Raw genomic sequence first — 17776 nt, forward strand, 5'->3', positions numbered from 1 at the left:
TAAAAAACCCGTCGTAAGGCGGGTTTTTTGCATTTGAAAAGGCGTCAGCTTTTCTTAAGGGCAATGTTGTAGGCTTTGCCGGCATCTGGCCCGCCGGCCTCAACACTAACGGTACCGTCTAATTTGGAATAATCTCTGTCGGGCGATCTCATAGTAATACTGAGTACGACATTGGCCGGCTCGCCGGCTTGCGCTCGAAGCGTTAAGGATAAAGCGGACTCATCCATTACGTTTTCATAAATGAAAGAGCCATCAACTTCAAACTTGAGACCGGAATAATCCATGCTGGCTTTACTTATAGTGCCTGTCTGCGGATCTGATGAAGTAATTGTCAGGGTGGCGTCATTGCTCACAATGGCATCATTTACGGTCCCTGTGTAAGTTCCGTTCGGATTATCCTGGCCCATATTATTCACCGTTCCTGTGTGCGAGGTTTTTAAGTTTTGGAATGAGCGTGTTTATTCTTCAGTGAAGATTTTCCTGTTTCGTCTGTGAGGCTAGCGTGTAAATTGTTGTGTGTGACCTGTTATAAATGACAGTTACTTATATTTATTTCGAATGGTAGGCGGGTGTTTTTGGCTTTTTAATTTTGGGCCGCGTCCACAACGGTGTTTGAAATAGTTGCGGGTTGGACGTCGCCAGGTTGCGGGTGACGTGTATTAATCCAGAAATTAAAAAGCCCACAGTGATGCGGGCTTTTTTGTGGCCGGGATTTGATCAGGCGGCGTCAGGTGTATCGAAACCGCGGTGTTCGATCACGCGGAACACGTCGCTCACGTCCTGCACCAGAATGCGTGCAATGTTGGCGACGTTATTTAGGTCGCGCTCGGCGAAGTCCGGCAGGCTGGAGCAGGCCATCAGGTTGAGGTGTTCAAGGGCCGCGTTGAGGCGCTCGCGCAGGCAGGCGTGGAGGTCGGGCAGTGGGGCTTCGCTGTCGATCAGCAGTACGGCGGAGTCGGTGGCGGTTTCGGTGCAGGGGTAGAAGCGGCGGGGCGGTTGTTGTGGCTTCATGGCAAATATTCCTCGTATCTAAAAGGACTACCGCCGTTCGCTGCGAAACGAATGGGTGGTAGCTGTGTGCGGGTTCGCAGACCGAGGATACGAGGAACCCGGCAGACCCGAAGGTCTCCCACACACAGCCACCATAAGATAAACGTCGGGCGCAAAAGCGCTCATCGTTGCAGTCATGATGCTTGGTTACACACGTATCGTTAGGGCTGCGAAACCCTATCGCTGTTCAATGCCAGCGACGGGGCGAACTATAAGCGGCCATCTGGCTTGTCGCAACGGCCGTGTAGGACGCAGAACCCCTGTGGGAGCCGGGCTTGCCCGCGATGGCGGCGGGTCAGTCACTGAAGATGTTGCCTGATACACCGCCCTCGCGGGCAAGCCCGGCTCCCACAGGGATCATTGGCGTGTTCTAAAAAGTGATTGATCTCTGGTTCGTTCGGATAAGACCTACACGATAGTGAGCGATGCTCACTCGTGATCAATGTCCAGCTTCGCAAACGTTACCCGCGCGCCTTCCTTGCTGTTGCCGCTGTTGTCCTGCACATACACCCCCGCCTTGAAATACAACGGCTTTGCGCCCCACGCCGCGCCAATGCGCTCGTTCCATTCACCATCAGCGGCATACACGCTCAACAGCCCGGCCTTGTTGAGGTTGATGACGTAGGTGAAGCTTTTTTCCAGCGGCACATTGGACGCCACTGTGATCACGCGGCCTTCGCCGTCGTCCGGGCGCATGCGCACCTTGGCGACGATGTTGCCGGACTGGGTTTTTTCCTTGAACTGGTACTCGAGTTTGATCAACGGCTTCTGGCTGTCGTAGGCGTGAATCTGCCCAATCACGACCTTGCCCGTGGAGGGCACCTGATTCACCGTCAGGGTGGCGCGCAAAAAGTTGTCGGCATCCGGGTAGGTCCAGTTGCGCAGGCGGCCATCGGCATAGGTTTCGCGCAATTCGCTGCGCGGGTAAATAGCGTTTTCGGTGCGGGTGCCGGTCACGGGTGTCCAGAATTGCACATTGCTGCCTTCGGCCTGGAAGTACTGGTCGTTGAAACCGTTCATCAGCTTCGGGGTGTCGATGGTCGCCGGCGGCGAGCCGACAGGAATGCTCAGGTTCCAGGTGGAAAGGTCGATCATGACGTTGGCCTTATTGCAGAGGTGAAGGCTTTGGCCCGTGGGCCAGACAGGTTCTTTATAGTGCGTGTTAAACCACTTGTTAAACTTTGCCTGGCAATTTATTGGCGTCAGCGGAATGCCAAAAAGCCATGTTTCCCATGGTACGGGGTCTGTAGGGCCTTACCGTTAGTCGGCTTCCTGAGCTTTGGCGCAATGATGGCACTGACGTCACTTCTGCTTTTTTAGAACCGAGGCTAGAGTGAGGCCTCAGTTTTTGTCCGGTCTTTTTATAAGACATGACCGGTGCAGCTTCTTAAGGAAGAGACGTAGCATGGATTGCGCTCCACACCTCGGCGATGGCAGTTCGGTTCTTCTGGTGGTCGATGACTACCCGGAAAACCTCATCAGCATGCGTGCGCTTTTGCAACGGGAAGATTGGCAGGTACTCACCGCAAGCTCAGGCCTGGAGGCGTTGGAGTTGCTGCTTGAGCACGACGTGGACCTGGTGCTGCTCGACGTGATGATGCCCGGCATGGACGGCTTTGAAGTCGCCCGGCTGATGCGCGGCAGCCAGCGCACGCGCATGACCCCGATTATTTTCCTGACCGCCAACGCGCAATCGCCCGCTGCGGTGCTGGAAGGCTATGCCAGCGGCGGGATTGACTACCTGTTCAAACCGTTCGACCCCACTATCCTCAAGCCCAAAGTGCAGGCTCTGCTCGAGCACCAGCGTAATCGCCGGGCCTTGCAGCGCCTGAGCCATGACCTGGAGTCCGCGCGCGCCTTCAACGCCTCGGTGCTCGACAACGCCGCCGAGGGCATTCTGGTAGTGGGCGAGGGCAGTGTGATCGAGTACGCCAACCCGGCCATTTCACGGCTGCTGAATGCCACGATGGCGGAGTTGCAGGGTGAGAGCTTCCTGAGTTTCCTGCAAAAACCCCACGTGCCCGCCTGGCTGAGTTTCCCCATGTACGAGGCGTATCGCAAAGGCCAGACGTGGCGCCAGCACGACGCTATTTTGCGCACCGGCCGTGGCCAGCAAGTGCCAGTAGCGTTGTCCTGCGCACCGTTGCCCGCCGAGCAGCATGCGATGGTGGTCACGGTGCTGGACATGTCCGAGGTGCGCCACCTGCACCAGCAACTGGAGTTCCAGGCCGTGACCGACCCGCTGACCGGGTTGTTGAACCGGCGCGGTTTCCACCAGGCCGTGGAGAACACCCTGCTGCGCAGCGAACGTAACGGAAATGCGCTGGTGCTGTTGTACCTGGACCTCGACGGGTTCAAGCGGGTCAACGATTCGTTGGGTCACGACGCGGGTGACCGGGTATTGCGCTGGGTTTCGGAGCAGATGCAGGCGTGTTTGCGTTCCTACGACATTCTGGGGCGCATGGGCGGTGATGAATTTACCGCGTTGCTGGAGCTGGAGTTCCCGGAACAGGCGGCAAAGATTGCGGAAAAACTGATCGAGCGCGTGTCGGTGTGCCAGCAGGTCGACGGCCTGGATGTGATGCTTGGCGCCAGTATCGGCATTGCAACGTTCCCGGACTGTGGCTCGGATTTGAATGGCCTGCTGCGCGCAGCGGACATCGCCATGTACGAAGCCAAACGCGCCGGGCGTCAGCAATATCGCTACTACGATCAGGAAATGAACGGCCGCGCCCGCTCGCGTTTGATGCTTGAAGACAGCGTGCGCACCGCTATCCAGAACAAGGATTTCACCCTGGTGTACCAGCCCCAGGTATCGCTCGAGGACGGACGCTTGCGCGGCGTCGAGGCGTTGCTGCGCTGGCAGCACCCCAGCGTCGGCGATGTGCCGCCGGGGCTGTTCTTGCCGTTGCTGGAAGAGGCGCGGCTCATCAGCCAGTTGAGCGCGTGGATCTACCAGCAAGTGGCGGCCCAGCGTCAGGCCTGGCAAACCACATTCGATGAAGAGTTGGTGCTGAGCGTGAGCCTGAGCAGCAGCCAGTTCAACATGCCCAACCTGGCCACTCAACTGCAGCAGGTCCTTGAACGACATGGGTTGCAGGGCCGGCAACTGGAGGTGGAAATCAGCGAAGACAGCCTGATGAGTAACCGGGATGAGTCGGCCAAGCAGCTCAAGTTGTTGCGTCAGATTGGCATCCGGATCGCCCTGGATGACTTCGGGTTGGGGCACTGCTCCCTGGCCCATCTGCGCGACCTGGAATTCGATACGCTCAAGCTTGACCCGCAACTGGTGGCTCGCCTGCCGGGCTCTACGCGGGATGCGGCGATGGCCCGCAGCATCATTCAACTGTGTGGGCATTTTGATGTGGTGGTGATTGCCGAGGGCGTGCAAACCCTTGAACAAGCTCGCTGGCTCAAGGCCAATGGTTGCTCGTTTGCACAGGGGCCGTGGGCGGCGCAGCCGTTGATGGCGGAGGAAATGGTCACCTGGTCCCACCCTCGTCTGCTTTGAATTCGCTACACTGGCGCCCATTCCAACCGTGTTGCAGACCCCATGACCGCGCTGAAATACCTCCAGGCCTATCCCGCAGCGCTTCAGGAACAAGTGCGCCAACTGATCGCCAAGGACCAGTTGGGCGCATATCTGGAGCAGCGTTACCCCGAGCGCCATGGGGTGCAAAGCGACAAGGCGTTGTACAGCTACGCGCAGGCCCTGAAGCAGGAACACCTGCGCAATGCGCCAGCCATCGACAAAGTGCTGTTCGACAACCGCCTCGACCTGACCCATCGCGCCCTTGGCCTGCACACCACGATTTCGCGGGTGCAGGGCGGTAATCTCAAATCCAAGAAAGAGATTCGCATTGCCTCACTGTTCAAGGAGGCCGCGCCGCAGTTTTTGCGCATGATCGTGGTTCACGAACTGGCGCACTTCAAGGAATCGGACCACAACAAGGCCTTCTACAAACTCTGCGAATACATGATGCCGGGCTACCACCAGGTGGAATTTGACCTGCGGGTGTACCTCACGTATCGCGACTTGCAGGGCAAGCCCTAACTCATCAGGCGACCGACCATGGACGTGAGCAAGACCAAGAGCAGCTTCTACCGCCGCCTGTACGTGGCGTACTTGATTGACAGCCAATTGGCGAGCAGCGTGCCGGCGTTGACCGACGCCACCGGCATGCCCCGGCGCACGGCGCAGGACACCATTGCGGCGCTGGCCGACCTGGATATTGTGTGTGAATTCGAACAGGAAGACGGTGCCCGCAACCATGCCGGGCACTATCGGATTCGCAGTTGGGGGGCGATTGATCGGCGGTGGATCGAGGCGAACCTGGCGGTGATCAAGCAGGTGTTGGGGTATCCCTGAATTTGGCGGTGACTGGGCGGACGCTTTCGCGAGCAAGCCCGCTCCCACATGTTGACCGTGTGAACCCGATCCAATGTGGGAGCGGGCTTGCTCGCGAAGAGGCCCTCAAGCCCGGCGCATACCAATGTGTGGAATATCATCCTCCAGGTATTCCTCACCCGCCGCTACAAACCCATAGCGCCCGTAATACCCCTGCAAATGCGCCTGGGCTGATAGAAAAATCTCCGTCTCGGGCCAGATATCTTCTATTTGCTTGAGGGCTTCTTCCATCATCTGATGGCCCAGCCCGGTGCCGCGCGCCACCGGCGCCACGATGACCCGGCCAATCACCACATCACCGCCTTGAGTCTGCGGGTCCAGCAGGCGCAGGTACGCCAACAGTTCATCGTTTTGCCAGGCCATCAGGTGGTGAGTGTCACTCGACAGGTCCTGCCCGTCGAGGTCCTGATAAACGCATTTCTGTTCGACGACGAACACCTCGTTGCGCAAACGCAGAATGGCGTACAGCTGTTCCTTGCCCAACTCAACGTGATGTTTGCAGACCCATTCAACGGTCATGGTGTGTTCTCTTGTGAATGCCTGTGCCGATAGTAAGCGCGACGGGCATCTCTGTCTAAATTGAGCATTTTTGTGAATGGCGTCAATTCGCCACCATTCAGCCCTATCGGCGCGGACTTCTTTGTGTAATCTCCAGTAAAAGCTCATGGATGAGCTACTGTTATCAGGCCATCGCCTGCCCGCCAAGGACCTTGAGCATGCCGCGATTTTCTCGTGCCGTTGCTTTGATCGCACTGTTACTAGTGGCCCAACCCGCTTTCGCACAACGTTTGCGCCTGGTAGCAGATGCGTGGCCTCCCTTTACCGATGCCACCTTGATCAATGGCGGGTTGGCCACCGATATCGTCACCACGGCGTTGGCCCGCGCCGGGTACGCCAGCGATTTCGAGCAGGTGCCCTGGGCGCGTGCGCTGATGGGCGTAGGTGATGGCCGCTACGATGTGCTGGTTAACGCGTGGTACGACGACGCCCGCACACAGCTGGGGCAGTTTTCCGGCGAGTACCTGCTGAACCGCGTGCGCTTTATCAAGCGCCGCGATGACCCCATCGATTATCAGAACCTGGAACAACTGCACGACGAGTCCATTGCTGTGGTGCGCGGCTATGCTTATTCGGCGCCGTTTGACCAAGACACGCAATTAAAGAAAGTCCCTGTGCATAACTTCGCCATGGCCGTGCGCATGCTCGCGGCGCAACGTGTTCGGCTGACGTTGGAAGATGAATACGTTGCCCGGTATTACCTGGCCCGCGAGTCACTGCGGGTGCGCAATACGGTGGAGTTTCTGGACAAGCCGTTGAGTGAGAACAGCCTGCATATTTTGGTCAGTTTGAAGCACCCTGAGCATGCGCAGATCGTTGCCGGTTTCGACCGGGAGATTGCGAAGATGAAGGTTGATGGCAGTTATGCGCGGTTGATGAAGGCCCATGGGATGTAGGGTTCTTCAGGGCCCCATCGCAGGCAAGCCAGCTCCCACCTGTTGAATTGCGAATACGTTCAAATGTGGGAGCTGGCTTGCCCGCGATAGCGATTCAAGCCGCGCTGGTGTCTTTGATCAAATGCGCCCCCAGCGTGCGCAACGGCCCCAACTGCCGGCAAATCAACGCCAGCTGCGTCTGCACCAGCCGCTGCCCTTCATCGATCTCATCCGGCATCTGCTCCAGGTCCGCCGCCAACGCTTCTTCAGCATCACTCTGAATCGCAATCGGCTGCTTGTTCGCCAGCCCCGTGGCGATTTCATCAATGCTTGCCGCCAGGGAATTACCCGCGCCTTCGATCAAATGCTCGCGCACTTCAGCCGGCAATTGCGTTTCCCGGTGCGCGCCCAGCCCAGACAAATAACTGAGCAAGGTGTGCGACAGCACCAGGAAGCGGAAGCCCACGTCCGCCTCTTTGCGAAAATGCCCCGGCTCCATCAGCATATTGGCCAGGGTGGTGGACAGCGCCGCATCGGCGTTGTGCGCGTTGCGCCGCGCCAGGCGGTAGGCCAGGTCGTCGCTCTTGCCGGCGGCGTATTGCTGCATGATTTGCCGCAGGTAGATGCTGTTGCAGGTGAGGGTATTGGCCAGCACCTTGTTCAGGCGGCGGCCTTGCCAGTCGGGCAGGAACAGGAACACCGCCAGGCCTGCGATCAGGCTGCCCAGCAAGGTATCAAACAGGCGTGGCAGGAACAGCCCGTAACCGTCGCCCACCTGGTTGAAGCAGAACAGCACCATCAAGGTAATTGCCGCGGTGGCCAGGGTGTAGCGCGTGGTGCGGTTGATAAAGAACACCAGGCCGGCGGCGATGGCGAACATCGATTGCACCAGCGGGTTGGGGAACAGGTCGAACAACGCCCAGGCGATGGTCAGGCCGATGGCCGTGCCGATGATCCGCTGGCCAAGCTTGCGCCGGGTGGCGCCGTAGTTCGGTTGGCACACGAACAGGGTGGTGAGGATGATCCAGTAGCCCTGAGAAGGGTGGATCAAGTGCACCATCCAATAGCCGATACTCAGCGCCAGCGGCAGGCGCAGGGCGTGGCGAAACAGCAAGGACGTTGGCGTCAGCTGGGTGCGCAGGCGTGTCCACATCTCCTTGAAGTTGCGCGGTGCACGGTCCAGCAGGCTGCTGTCGGTGGCATCGGCGAGGGAGTCGGGGTTGCTGGCGTCGCCGAGCAGGCGGTCGAGTGTGGACAGGTTCGCCGCCAGCGCGCGCAACGAGCGCAGCAGGCCGCGCCATGCGGGGTTGCTCTGGATGCGCAGGTGTTCCAGCGAGGCGTTCAGGTCGCCCAGGGCTTCGGCGAAACTGTCGTCATAGATAAACGGCTGGCGCAGCTGGATCGACTCGGCCAGCGCCTGGCAGGCCTTGCCTTGCTGGCGCAGCAGGCGCTGGCAGCGGAACAGCACGTCGCTGTGGAAGAAGGCTTCCGCCAGCGCGTTATACGGGTAGTGCGACGAGCTGGCGCGCTCGTGGATGTCTTGGGCGAGGAAGTACAGCTTCAAGTAGCGGCTGACCTTCGAGCCCGGTCGGCCATTGCCTACGCGGTGCAGAATGATTTCCTTCGCCGCATTCAGCGCTGCGACCACACGGCCGTTTTGCTGGGCCAGTTCCAGGCGGCGCGCTTCCACATCCAGTTGGCGGATCGGTTCAAACAAAGAGGACTTGAGCTTGAGGTAACGCCCCAATTCGCGAAACAGGCGCGCCAGGCTTTGCTGCACCGGCTGGTTGGAAAACAGCGCCTGCCACAGCACCGACAACACGCCGTACCACGCGGCACCGGCCACCAGCAGCAGCGGCTCGTGCCAAAAATCAGTGACCTCGCCGCCGCGCTGGTCCACGCCGATCATGGTGTACACCGACAGAATCAGCGTCGCTGAAGCAATCGCGCCATAACGCTCGCCCAGGGCGCCGAGCATGGTCAGGCAGAAGCTGGCCAGGGCCAGGGCGATTGCGAAGATCCAGGGGTAAGGGAACAGCAGCTCCACTGACAGTGCGGCGACACTGAAACACACCAGCGTCACCGCCAAGGCATTGAGGCGGCCTTGCCAACTGTCATCGGTCTCGGCCAGGGCGCTGGCGATAATCCCCAGGAACAGCGGGATCAGCAACCTCATTTCATTCTGGTACCAGCACAGCGCCATGCTGCCGGTGAGGGCGATGAATACCCGTACGCTGTAACTGAATTTATCCAGCGCCCACAGGCGCCGCATGGACTGCTTGAATGAGGTCGATGACATGAAGTCTGGAGTCTTCCGGGACAATGCCGCTAAATTGAGCCATCAGTGACGTCACGGCAAGCGTGGCGATCACATCTGCCAGCAAAATATTCCTGGCACACTACAAATAAAAATGTGGGAGCGGGCTTGCTCGCGAATGCAGAGTGTCAGTCGGCACATCTTTGACTGAACCACCGCATTCGCGAGCAAGCCCGCTCCCACATTTTTTGATCCGGTTTGTTCAGGCGTATTGCGCGGCGGCGTAGCCTGAGGCCCAGGCCCACTGAAAATTGAACCCGCCCAGGTGACCGGTCACATCCAGCACTTCACCAATAAAGTACAGCCCCGGGCTTTTCAGCGATTCCATGGTCTTGGACGACACTTCCTGCGTGTCCACCCCGCCCAGTGTCACTTCGGCGGTGCGATAGCCCTCGGTGCCCGCCGGTACCAACTGCCAACTGCCGAGTTTTTGCGCGATGTCGGCGATTTCGGCGTGGGTGTATTGCTTCATCGGCTTGGACACGAACCAGGTCTCTGCCAGCAGGTTGGCCATCTTCTTGGTGAAGATTTCGCCCAGCAGGGTTTTCAGCTCGCTGTTCGGGCGTTCTGCCTGTTGCTGTTGCAGCCAGTCGTGAGCGTCGTGATCGGGCAGCAGGTTGATCTGCACCGTGTCGCCGGGTTCCCAGTAAGAGGAAATCTGCAGGATCGCCGGGCCGCTGAGGCCGCGGTGGGTGAACAGGATATTCTCGCGAAAGCTCTGGTCGTTGCAGGTCACCAGGCAGTCCACAGACGTGCCGGACAATTCGCCACACATATCCTTGAGCTGGTCAGTGATGGTGAACGGCACCAACCCGGCGCGGGTTGGCAGCAATTCGTGGCCGAACTGTTTGGCCACTTGATAACCAAAACCTGTGGCGCCCAGGGTCGGAATCGACAGGCCGCCCGTGGCGATCACCAGGGATTCGCAGCGCAGTTCGCCCAAGGTGGTCTGCAACTGGTAGCCACCCTCGACTTTGGCAATTTCTTCGATCGAAGTGTCCAGGTGCATACTCACGCCGGTCTGGATGCATTCGTCGAGCAGCATGCCGAGGATGTCGCTGGACTTGTTGTCGCAGAACAGCTGGCCGAGTTTCTTCTCGTGGTACGGCACGCCGTGCTTGGCCACCAGCCCGATGAAATCCCACTGTGTGTAGCGGGCCAGGGCGGACTTGCAGAAGTGCGGGTTGTGCGAGAGGAAATTGGCCGGCTCGGTGTACAGGTTGGTGAAATTGCAGCGGCCACCGCCCGACATAAGGATCTTCTTGCCGGCCTTGTTGGCGTGGTCGATCAACATCACCTTGCGCCCACGCCCGGCGGCGGTCAGTGCACACATCAAACCTGCGGCGCCGGCGCCAATGATCACAACTTCGGTCGAGCGCACAGCGGTGTCCTCATACATTTTCTGATTTGGAATACAGTTAAATGTGGGAGGGGGCTTGCTCCCGATGGCAGTGTGTCAGTCAGAAATATACCCACTGACAGGCCGCCATCGGGAGCAAGCCCCCTCCCACACTAGATCTCCATTGAAGGGGGAGATCGTTACAGGATACGCACGCGCAACGAGCGGCCTTTGATCTTGCCGTCGTTCAAACGCTGCAGCGCCTGCTTGGCGATCCCGCGTTCAACTGCCACAAATGCCTGGAAATCAAAGATCGCAATCTTGCCAACCTGAGCACCCGGAATGCCGGCGTCACCGGTCAGTGCGCCGAGAATATCGCCTGGGCGAACCTTGTCTTTACGGCCGGCGGCGATGCACAGGGTGCTCATCACGGGCAGCAACGGGCCACCGCTTTGCGGCTTGAGGTTGTCCAGTTGGTCCCAGTTCAACGGCGACTTCTGCAGTTGCTCGATGGCTTGGGCGCGGTGTGCTTCGGACGGCGCGACCAGGCTGATCGCGATGCCCGTCTCACCGGCACGGCCAGTACGGCCCACGCGGTGAATGTGGATTTCCGAGTCACGGGCCAGTTCGACGTTGATCACCATGTCCAGCGAGTCAATGTCCAGGCCACGCGCAGCCACGTCGGTGGCAACCAGTACCGAGGTGCTGCGGTTGGCGAACATCGCCAGCACCTGGTCACGGTCGCGCTGTTCCAGGTCGCCATGCAGGCCGACGGCTGAAATGCCCTTGGACGTCAGGTGATCCACGGTTTCCTGCACTTGCTGCTTGGTGAAGCAGAACGCCACGCAGGAGGCCGGGCGGAAGTGCGCCAATACCTTGGTCACGGCGTCCATGCGTTCTTCCGGCGAGATCTCGTAGAAACGCTGCTCGATCTGGTCGTCGGAGTGGAACGCTTCGGCTTTCACTTGCTGCGGCGCGCGCATGAATTTCGAGGCCAGCTGCTTGATGCTCACCGGGTAGGTGGCCGAGAACAGCAGGGTCTGGCGGCGCGGCGGGGTCTTGCTGATGATGTCTTCGATGGCGTCGTAGAAGCCCATGTCGAGCATGCGGTCGGCTTCGTCGAGGATCAGCGTGTTCAGGCCATCAAGTACCAGCGAGCCCTTACGCAGGTGCTGCTGGATGCGGCCCGGAGTGCCAACGATGACGTGGGCGCCGTGTTCCAGCGAGGCGATCTGCGGGCCGAGGGACACGCCGCCGCACAGGGTCAGCACCTTGATGTTGTCTTCGGCACGCGCCAGCCGGCGGATTTCCTTGGCAACCTGGTCGGCCAGCTCACGGGTCGGGCACATCACCAGCGCCTGGCAACCGAAGTAGCGCGGGTTGATCGGGTTCAACAGGCCGATGCCGAAGGCGGCGGTCTTGCCGCTGCCGGTCTTGGCCTGGGCAATCAGGTCCAGCCCCTTGAGGATCACCGGCAAGCTTTGCGCCTGGATCTGCGTCATCTCGACATAACCCAGCGAGTCGAGGTTAGCCAGCATGGCGGCGGACAGGGGCAAAGTATTAAAAGCGGTGGCGATGGTAGTCACGGGACTGGCTCTGCAAAACAAAATGTCGCGCAGTGTACCAGTCCTGTGGGATTTTCCCCGCAAGTTCTAGACGAGAAGCCTGTTAATGCTCGATATCGTGCTCGCGGCTGACCACCCGTTTGCCGTCTGTAGGCGACAGTTGCAGGAAGATCGCCGCTGCCAGCATCGCCATGATGCCCACGGTTAGGAAGGTCAGCTGGAAGGCGCCGAGCACGCTTTCCACGCCATCGTTGCCGGTCTCCAGGGTGAACCCGCCGAGCAGCGCACCGGCGCAGGCTACGCCGAGGCTCAAGGACAATTGCGCGACCACCGACAGCAAACTGTTGCCGCTGCTGGCCTGGGCGTCGTCGAGGTCGATGAGGGTGACGGTGTTCATCGCGGTAAATTGCAGGGAGTTGACCGCCCCCAACACTGCCAGCATGCACAGCAGCAGCGGGTAGGGTGTGTGCTCGCTGACCAGGCCCATGCTGGCGAGCATGATGCCCAGCAACAGCGTGTTGCCGGTCAGCACCACGCGGTAGCCCAGGCGTTCGATCAGCGTGCGCGCAATGGACTTGGCAAACATCGCCGCTGCCGCCAACGGCAACATGCTCATGCCCGCTTCCGACGGCGAATAACCCAGCGCCACCTGCAACAGCAATGGCACCAGAAACGGCAATGCGCCGCTGCCCAGCCGCGCAAACAGGTTGCCAAGAATACCCACGGCAAAGGTGCGCGTCTTGAACAGCACCGGCGAAAACAGCGGGTTATCGATATGCCCGGCGCGCAGCCAATACGCCGCCAGGCACGCCAGCCCGCCGAACAGCAGCAACATCACCCGCAGGTGCGGCAGGTGCAGTTCGCCCAAGCCTTCCATGGCAATGGTGATCAGCACCATCGCCGCGCCAAACAGCAGGAAGCCCATACTGTCAAAGCGCGTGCGCTCGCTGCCGCGCAGGTCGGGGATGAGTTTCCACACGGCGTAGCAGCCGATCATGCCCACCGGCAGGTTGATCAGGAAGATCCAGTGCCAGGTCAGGTATTGCACCATCCAGCCGCCCATCGTCGGGCCGAGCAAAGGCCCGAGCAGGCCGGGAATGGTGATGAAGCCCATGATGCGCACCAGTTCGGAGCGGGGATAGGCGCGCAGTACCACCAATCGCCCGACCGGCAACATCAGGGCGCCGCCCAAGCCCTGAATCACCCGCGCGCCCACCAGCATGGTCAAGCTGCTGGACAGGGCGCACAGCAGCGAGCCAATACTGAACAGCATGATTGCGCCAAAGAAGATCTTCTTGGTGCCGAAGCGGTCGGCTACCCAGCCCGACGCCGGGATCAGCAAGGCGACGGTGAGCATGTAAGCGATCACCACCCCTTGCATGCGCAGCGGGTTTTCCGCGAGGTCCCGGGCCATGGCCGGCAGCGCCGTGTTGAGAATCGTCCCGTCCAGAGACTGCATGAAGAAGGCAATCGCCACGACCCAGGGTAACCAGCGGGCGGTCTTGGCATCGAGCGGGACGGGATTCGGCATGGAGAACCTTTTGTTAGCAGGCTATGTGTTGGCGATTATGCGCCATCCGTCACTCCTTTTCCCACTGGCTGTTCGTCTAAGTCCGACAACGTTGCGTGCTCTCCCACCAGAAAATCCAACAGCGCCCGGTGTACCGACAACGCGGCTTCGCGAGACTCCAAATCCAGTAAATGCCCGGTATGTTCGGCGACCGCAAACGTGCTGCGGCCCACGTATCTTTTAAACAACTGCGCATCGGCGGCGGGGGTGTATTCATCCAGCGTGCCGTTGAGGAAATGCACGGGCGTTTCGATCTGTTTGAGGGTCGGCAAGTAGTTGCCATCGCCCAGGGCCAGCACCTGATGGATATGAAAGCGCGCCTGGCGATACTCGGTGGTGGCCATGTTCGACAGGTGCCGATGGTTGTTGCGCTTGAGGCGCGGTGACAGGAACTTGCCCACCGTCTCGTTGAGCAAATGGCCGACGGCGGATTTGTCATCGGCCTCGATCAGCACGCGCACCCGTTCCACGTAGTCGAGCATGGCTTGGTTAAGGTTGGGCGCCAGCGCCATCACCACTGAGCTTTCGATGGAGGGCGGGTTGTGGGCCAGGGTCAGCAGCGTGGAGATGCCGCCCCAAGAGGCTGACACCAAGTGGTTGACCTCAAAACGCTCCACCAGCGCCCTGAGGATTTGCACCTCGTCGTCTTTGGTCACCAGGTCGAGGTCGGCGTTGTGTTCGCGGGAGTAGCCGGAGAACGGCAGGTCGAACAGCAGCACATTGAAGTGTTCCGCCAGGCATTTGCTGGTGCGGGCAAATGAGCGGGTGGTGGAGAGGGCTCCGTTGACCAGCAGGACGGTTTTTTTGCTCGGGTCGTTACCCAGTCTTTCGATGTGAACGTTGTAGTGCTTGAACAGCCTGTGAATGACAAAACTTCCATGATTCATGTCAACGCTCCAGCTTGCCCTATCCTGGGCAAGGTCGTGCACACACACGCGCGCACGCGGGTTTAGGTGGCGGAATGCCACTAACCGTTATAGCGAGGTTTTTTACAGGCGACAACAGGCCGAGCGGTGATAAGTGTTAGATGAGATTTTGCGGTAGGAAGGGGTAAAGCGGGATGTCGGAAATCAACACAAAACAGTGTGGGAGAGGGCTTGTGTGGTAGCTGGCTTGCCTGCGATGCAGACACCTCGGTATCTCAGTAGCACCGCAGTGATGCTATCGCAGGCAAGCCAGCTCCCACACAAGTCAGCCCCACACAAGACGGGGCAAGTGGTTGTTTACAAGGTAAGCGTGAGGCGCTTGACCAGCGCGCCGGGCAGCAGATTGGAAGCGGTATTGCGCTGGCTATAGGTACTCGCCGACAACAACAGCTCGCGCTCCGCCGTCAGCGCTTCCAGCTGCGAACCCAGCAGGCTGTACACACTGTCATCAAAGCGCATGGTGCTGACCGGCGCCTTGATCTCGCCGTCTTCCACCCAGAACGTCGCGAAGCGGGTCATGCCGGTCAGGCGGGCGGCGGGCAGGTCGGAGTAGTTCAGGTACCACAGGTTGCTGATGTACAGCCCGGTGCCCAGTTGCTTGAGGATATCGGCCTGGGCCAAATTGCCCGCCGCCACTTGCAAGGCGCTGGGGGATTCATCACTGCTGGCGCCGTTGGTGCTCAGGCCGTATTCGGCGGCGCTGCGCGAGTTGATCAACTGGCCCTCGGCCTTGCCGGCCTTGATCAGCGTGACGTCACCGCGCGGGTAGCCTTCGGTGGAAAATGCCTGGCTCAACGAGCCGCTGATCTGCTCGTTGACCGTCACCAACGGGCTCAGCGATTGCTCACCGGCGTAGAGCTTTTGCAGCGAGCTGCCTTTGCTGGCGATGGCCTGGGCGGAAAAGCCACCCCAGGTGATGATGCTGAAAATTTCTTCCAGTGCCGCCGGGGCGAGGTAGGCACGGTATTGGCCGGGCGCCAGTGGGTGCAATGGGCGGCCGAGAAATTCGAGCTGCTCGCGGGCCTGCTGGAAGCGCGCAGCGAACTCGGCGCTGTCCCAAGTGTGCCCGGCGTAGCTGGCTTTTACCGCCTCGCCATTGGCGTGGAACAGGCTGAAATCGAAGTTGAAGCTGTTCGCGCGGTGCCAGCCAAACGCGCCGTCGGAGCTGGCAAAGCCACGGGTGATCGGGCCGGCGGCGTAGAAGCCGACCATGTCCACGCCGTCGGCGGCGCGGCTGATGTCTTCCAGTACCCGGGCCAGTTCCGGCAAGGGCCGGGTCTGTTCGTTGTTGCTCTGCCAGGCGTTGTGATTGAGCAGCAGGTACGGGTCCTGCGGCAGCAATGGCAGCGTTTCGCGCAATTGTTGCAGGCCATCGGCGAGGCGCTGGCGGTCCAGTTCCGGCTCGCCGGACAGGGTGATGCCCAAGTCTGCGTGGCGGCCGCCGTCGATCAGTTTAAGGTTGAGACTGGCCTGTTGTACCTGCCCGGCCTGACGCACCTGAGCATGGTTGAAACGCACGAACTCGGAGGCTTCATCGGCGTAGCCCAAGTGAAATTGTTCCTTGTCGGTGACGGCTTCTTTGAGCCAACTCACCAGTGCCTTGAAGTTAGTCATCAGGCATCTCCCCCAAATACGTCGACGTTACTGAACACACAGGCCGGCGAGGCGTGGCCGACGCGGATCACCTGGTTCGGCTCGCCCTTGCCGCAGTTCGGCGTGCCCAACACCTTGAAGGTGCTGGCGTCGCCGACGGCGCTGAGGTTGCGCCAGAACTGCGCGGAAATCGCGCGGTAGTTCGGGTTTTTCACCACGCCCTTGAGTTCGCCGTTTTCGATCAGTTGGCCCCATTCGCAGCCGAACTGGAATTTGTTGCGCGCATCGTCGATGGACCACGAACGGTTGGTCGACATCAGAATGCCGTTTTCGATGCCGCCGACCAGTTGTTGCAGGCTCTTGTCGCCGGCCTCGATATTCAGGTTGGCCATGCGGTCGATCGGCGGGCGGTTCCAGCTGCTGGCGCGGCTGTTGGCCACGCCGCTCATGCCCGAACGAAACTGCGACAACGCACCGCCCAAGGGTTTGAGCAAAAGCCCTTCGCGGATCAGGAATTGCTTGCTGGCGGCGCTGCCCTCGTCGTCATGGCCGTAGCTGGCGAGCTGTTCGGGGATATCCGGGTCGAAGGTCACATTGAGCAACGGCGAGCCGTATTGCAGGTGGCCGAAGTCGCTGGCTTTCACAAAACTGGTGCCGGCGTAATTGCGCTCGTCACCGAGGATGCGGTCGAGTTCCAGCGGGTGGCCGATGGACTCGTGGATCTGCAGGATCATCTGGTCGGGCATCAACAACAGGTCGCGCGGGCCGTGGGGTGTGTTCGGCGCGAGCAGCAGTTGCAAGGCTTCGTCGGCGATGCGCGGCGCGGCGCCCACCAGGCCAAAGCGGCTGATCACGTCAAAGCCACCTTGCTGGCCGAAGTTGCTGCCACCCAGGGTGCGGGTCTGGCTGTCATTGCCGTCGTAGGCGGTGACGTTGACGCCGGGGAATACAAAGCGCTGGGCCTGGCGCAGTTCGGCGCCGGCACTGTTGAGGTAGATCTGCTCGACGTGGGTCAGGCCCAGGCTGACTTCCCAGTTCACCAGGCGCTCGTCTTTGGGCACGGCGGCCGATTCGCTGCCGAGCAAGTGGTAGCAGTCGCTCAGGGACGGGAAGGGCTGGTCGAGGTCGGGCGACAGGTAGTCGGCCACGTCGCTGGAGACGTGCTGGTCGCGCAGGTCGAGCAAGGCGTGGGGCTTGATCTGCCGGGCTTGGTGTTCGGCACGCTCAAGGGCGGCTTGCAGGCCCGTCAGGGAAATGTCGTTGGTCGCGGCGTAGGCTTCCACACCGTTGAGGCGCACGGTGAGCATCGCGCCTTCGTCGTGGTTCAGGTGGGGCGGTTCGGCGACGTTTTTGCGTACCGACAGGTACTGGCCGGATTCGCGAACGTAGCGCAGCGAGAAGAACTCGGCACGGGTGCGCAGGGCACTGAAATGCTGTTTGAGTGTGGCGTGTTTGTCGAACATGGGGCCTTCCTTGTGGGCGGCTCGTCGCGGGCAGGCAGACAGAGTAGGCCTGGGCTGGTGAGCTGATCAAGGAGAGGCAAGCATTTGTGGCAGATGAAGGATTGTGGCGAGG

The 17776-nt window shown here is 60.2% G+C and carries 15 protein-coding genes; 4 read left to right on the forward strand and 11 right to left on the reverse strand.

Annotated features, from left to right (window positions below; genetic code table 11):
* Positions 1-44: 44 nt before the first annotated feature.
* The 3 genes from Q7C20_RS06990 to Q7C20_RS07000 all read right to left on the reverse strand — a co-directional run bounded on the left by Q7C20_RS06990 (position 45) and on the right by Q7C20_RS07000 (position 2145).
* Positions 45-407, reverse strand: a complete 363-nt coding sequence (locus Q7C20_RS06990; protein WP_375066526.1) for a hypothetical protein — start codon at positions 405-407, stop codon at positions 45-47.
* 310 nt (positions 408-717) lie between these two features.
* A complete protein-coding gene (locus Q7C20_RS06995) occupies positions 718-1011 on the reverse strand; it encodes a fructose-bisphosphate aldolase (RefSeq protein WP_348059758.1) in 294 nt (97 codons plus the stop codon).
* Positions 1012-1479: 468 nt separating this feature from the next.
* Positions 1480-2145: a polysaccharide lyase family 7 protein gene (locus Q7C20_RS07000; protein ID WP_348059760.1), complete on the reverse strand. Its 666-nt coding sequence runs from the start codon at positions 2143-2145 to the stop codon at positions 1480-1482.
* A 310-nt stretch (positions 2146-2455) separates the two neighbouring features.
* Between Q7C20_RS07000 and Q7C20_RS07005 the strand changes: the two genes are divergently transcribed.
* Genes Q7C20_RS07005 through Q7C20_RS07015 form a run of 3 tightly spaced genes read left to right on the forward strand, consistent with a single transcriptional unit; the run spans position 2456 to position 5419 of the window.
* Complete coding sequence (locus Q7C20_RS07005) at positions 2456-4561, forward strand: putative bifunctional diguanylate cyclase/phosphodiesterase (protein ID WP_375066527.1); 2106 nt, start codon at positions 2456-2458, stop codon at positions 4559-4561.
* A gap of 42 nt (positions 4562-4603) precedes the next feature.
* Complete coding sequence (locus tag Q7C20_RS07010) at positions 4604-5104, forward strand: M48 family metallopeptidase (protein ID WP_348059764.1); 501 nt, start codon at positions 4604-4606, stop codon at positions 5102-5104.
* A gap of 18 nt (positions 5105-5122) precedes the next feature.
* Complete coding sequence (locus Q7C20_RS07015) at positions 5123-5419, forward strand: helix-turn-helix domain-containing protein (RefSeq protein WP_375066528.1); 297 nt, start codon at positions 5123-5125, stop codon at positions 5417-5419.
* Between the two features lie 105 nt (positions 5420-5524).
* Here the strand turns inward: Q7C20_RS07015 and Q7C20_RS07020 are convergent, their stop codons facing one another.
* Positions 5525-5977, reverse strand: coding sequence for a GNAT family N-acetyltransferase (locus Q7C20_RS07020; RefSeq protein WP_375066529.1), 453 nt, complete (start codon positions 5975-5977; stop codon positions 5525-5527).
* Positions 5978-6174: 197 nt separating this feature from the next.
* Between Q7C20_RS07020 and Q7C20_RS07025 the strand changes: the two genes are divergently transcribed.
* On the forward strand, positions 6175-6912 hold the full coding sequence (locus tag Q7C20_RS07025) for a substrate-binding periplasmic protein (protein ID WP_375066530.1): 738 nt from the start codon (positions 6175-6177) through the stop codon (positions 6910-6912).
* A 94-nt stretch (positions 6913-7006) separates the two neighbouring features.
* Here the strand turns inward: Q7C20_RS07025 and yccS are convergent, their stop codons facing one another.
* From yccS to Q7C20_RS07060, 7 genes are all read right to left on the reverse strand, one after another.
* Positions 7007-9190: a YccS family putative transporter gene (yccS, locus tag Q7C20_RS07030; RefSeq protein WP_375066531.1), complete on the reverse strand. Its 2184-nt coding sequence runs from the start codon at positions 9188-9190 to the stop codon at positions 7007-7009.
* Positions 9191-9410: 220 nt separating this feature from the next.
* Positions 9411-10589: an NAD(P)/FAD-dependent oxidoreductase gene (locus tag Q7C20_RS07035; RefSeq protein ID WP_375066532.1), complete on the reverse strand. Its 1179-nt coding sequence runs from the start codon at positions 10587-10589 to the stop codon at positions 9411-9413.
* Between the two features lie 158 nt (positions 10590-10747).
* Entirely contained in the window at positions 10748-12085 is a 1338-nt protein-coding gene (dbpA, locus tag Q7C20_RS07040) for an ATP-dependent RNA helicase DbpA (RefSeq protein WP_231982804.1), read from the reverse strand.
* A 130-nt stretch (positions 12086-12215) separates the two neighbouring features.
* On the reverse strand, positions 12216-13643 hold the full coding sequence (gene mdtD, locus Q7C20_RS07045; RefSeq protein ID WP_375066533.1) for a multidrug transporter subunit MdtD: 1428 nt from the start codon (positions 13641-13643) through the stop codon (positions 12216-12218).
* Positions 13644-13678: 35 nt separating this feature from the next.
* Positions 13679-14569 (reverse strand): alpha/beta fold hydrolase, encoded by an 891-nt coding sequence (locus Q7C20_RS07050; RefSeq protein WP_375066534.1) that lies wholly within the window; start codon positions 14567-14569, stop codon positions 13679-13681.
* Positions 14570-14905: 336 nt separating this feature from the next.
* A complete protein-coding gene (locus Q7C20_RS07055; protein ID WP_375066535.1) occupies positions 14906-16222 on the reverse strand; it encodes a TldD/PmbA family protein in 1317 nt (438 codons plus the stop codon).
* Entirely contained in the window at positions 16222-17664 is a 1443-nt protein-coding gene (locus tag Q7C20_RS07060; RefSeq protein WP_375066536.1) for a TldD/PmbA family protein, read from the reverse strand. Before Q7C20_RS07060 ends, Q7C20_RS07055 begins: the two co-directional genes overlap by 1 nt.
* Between the last annotated feature and the right edge of the window lie 112 nt (positions 17665-17776).

This window comes from Pseudomonas sp. AMR01, from assembly GCF_041946035.1.
GTDB lineage: Bacteria > Pseudomonadota > Gammaproteobacteria > Pseudomonadales > Pseudomonadaceae > Aquipseudomonas > Aquipseudomonas antarctica_B.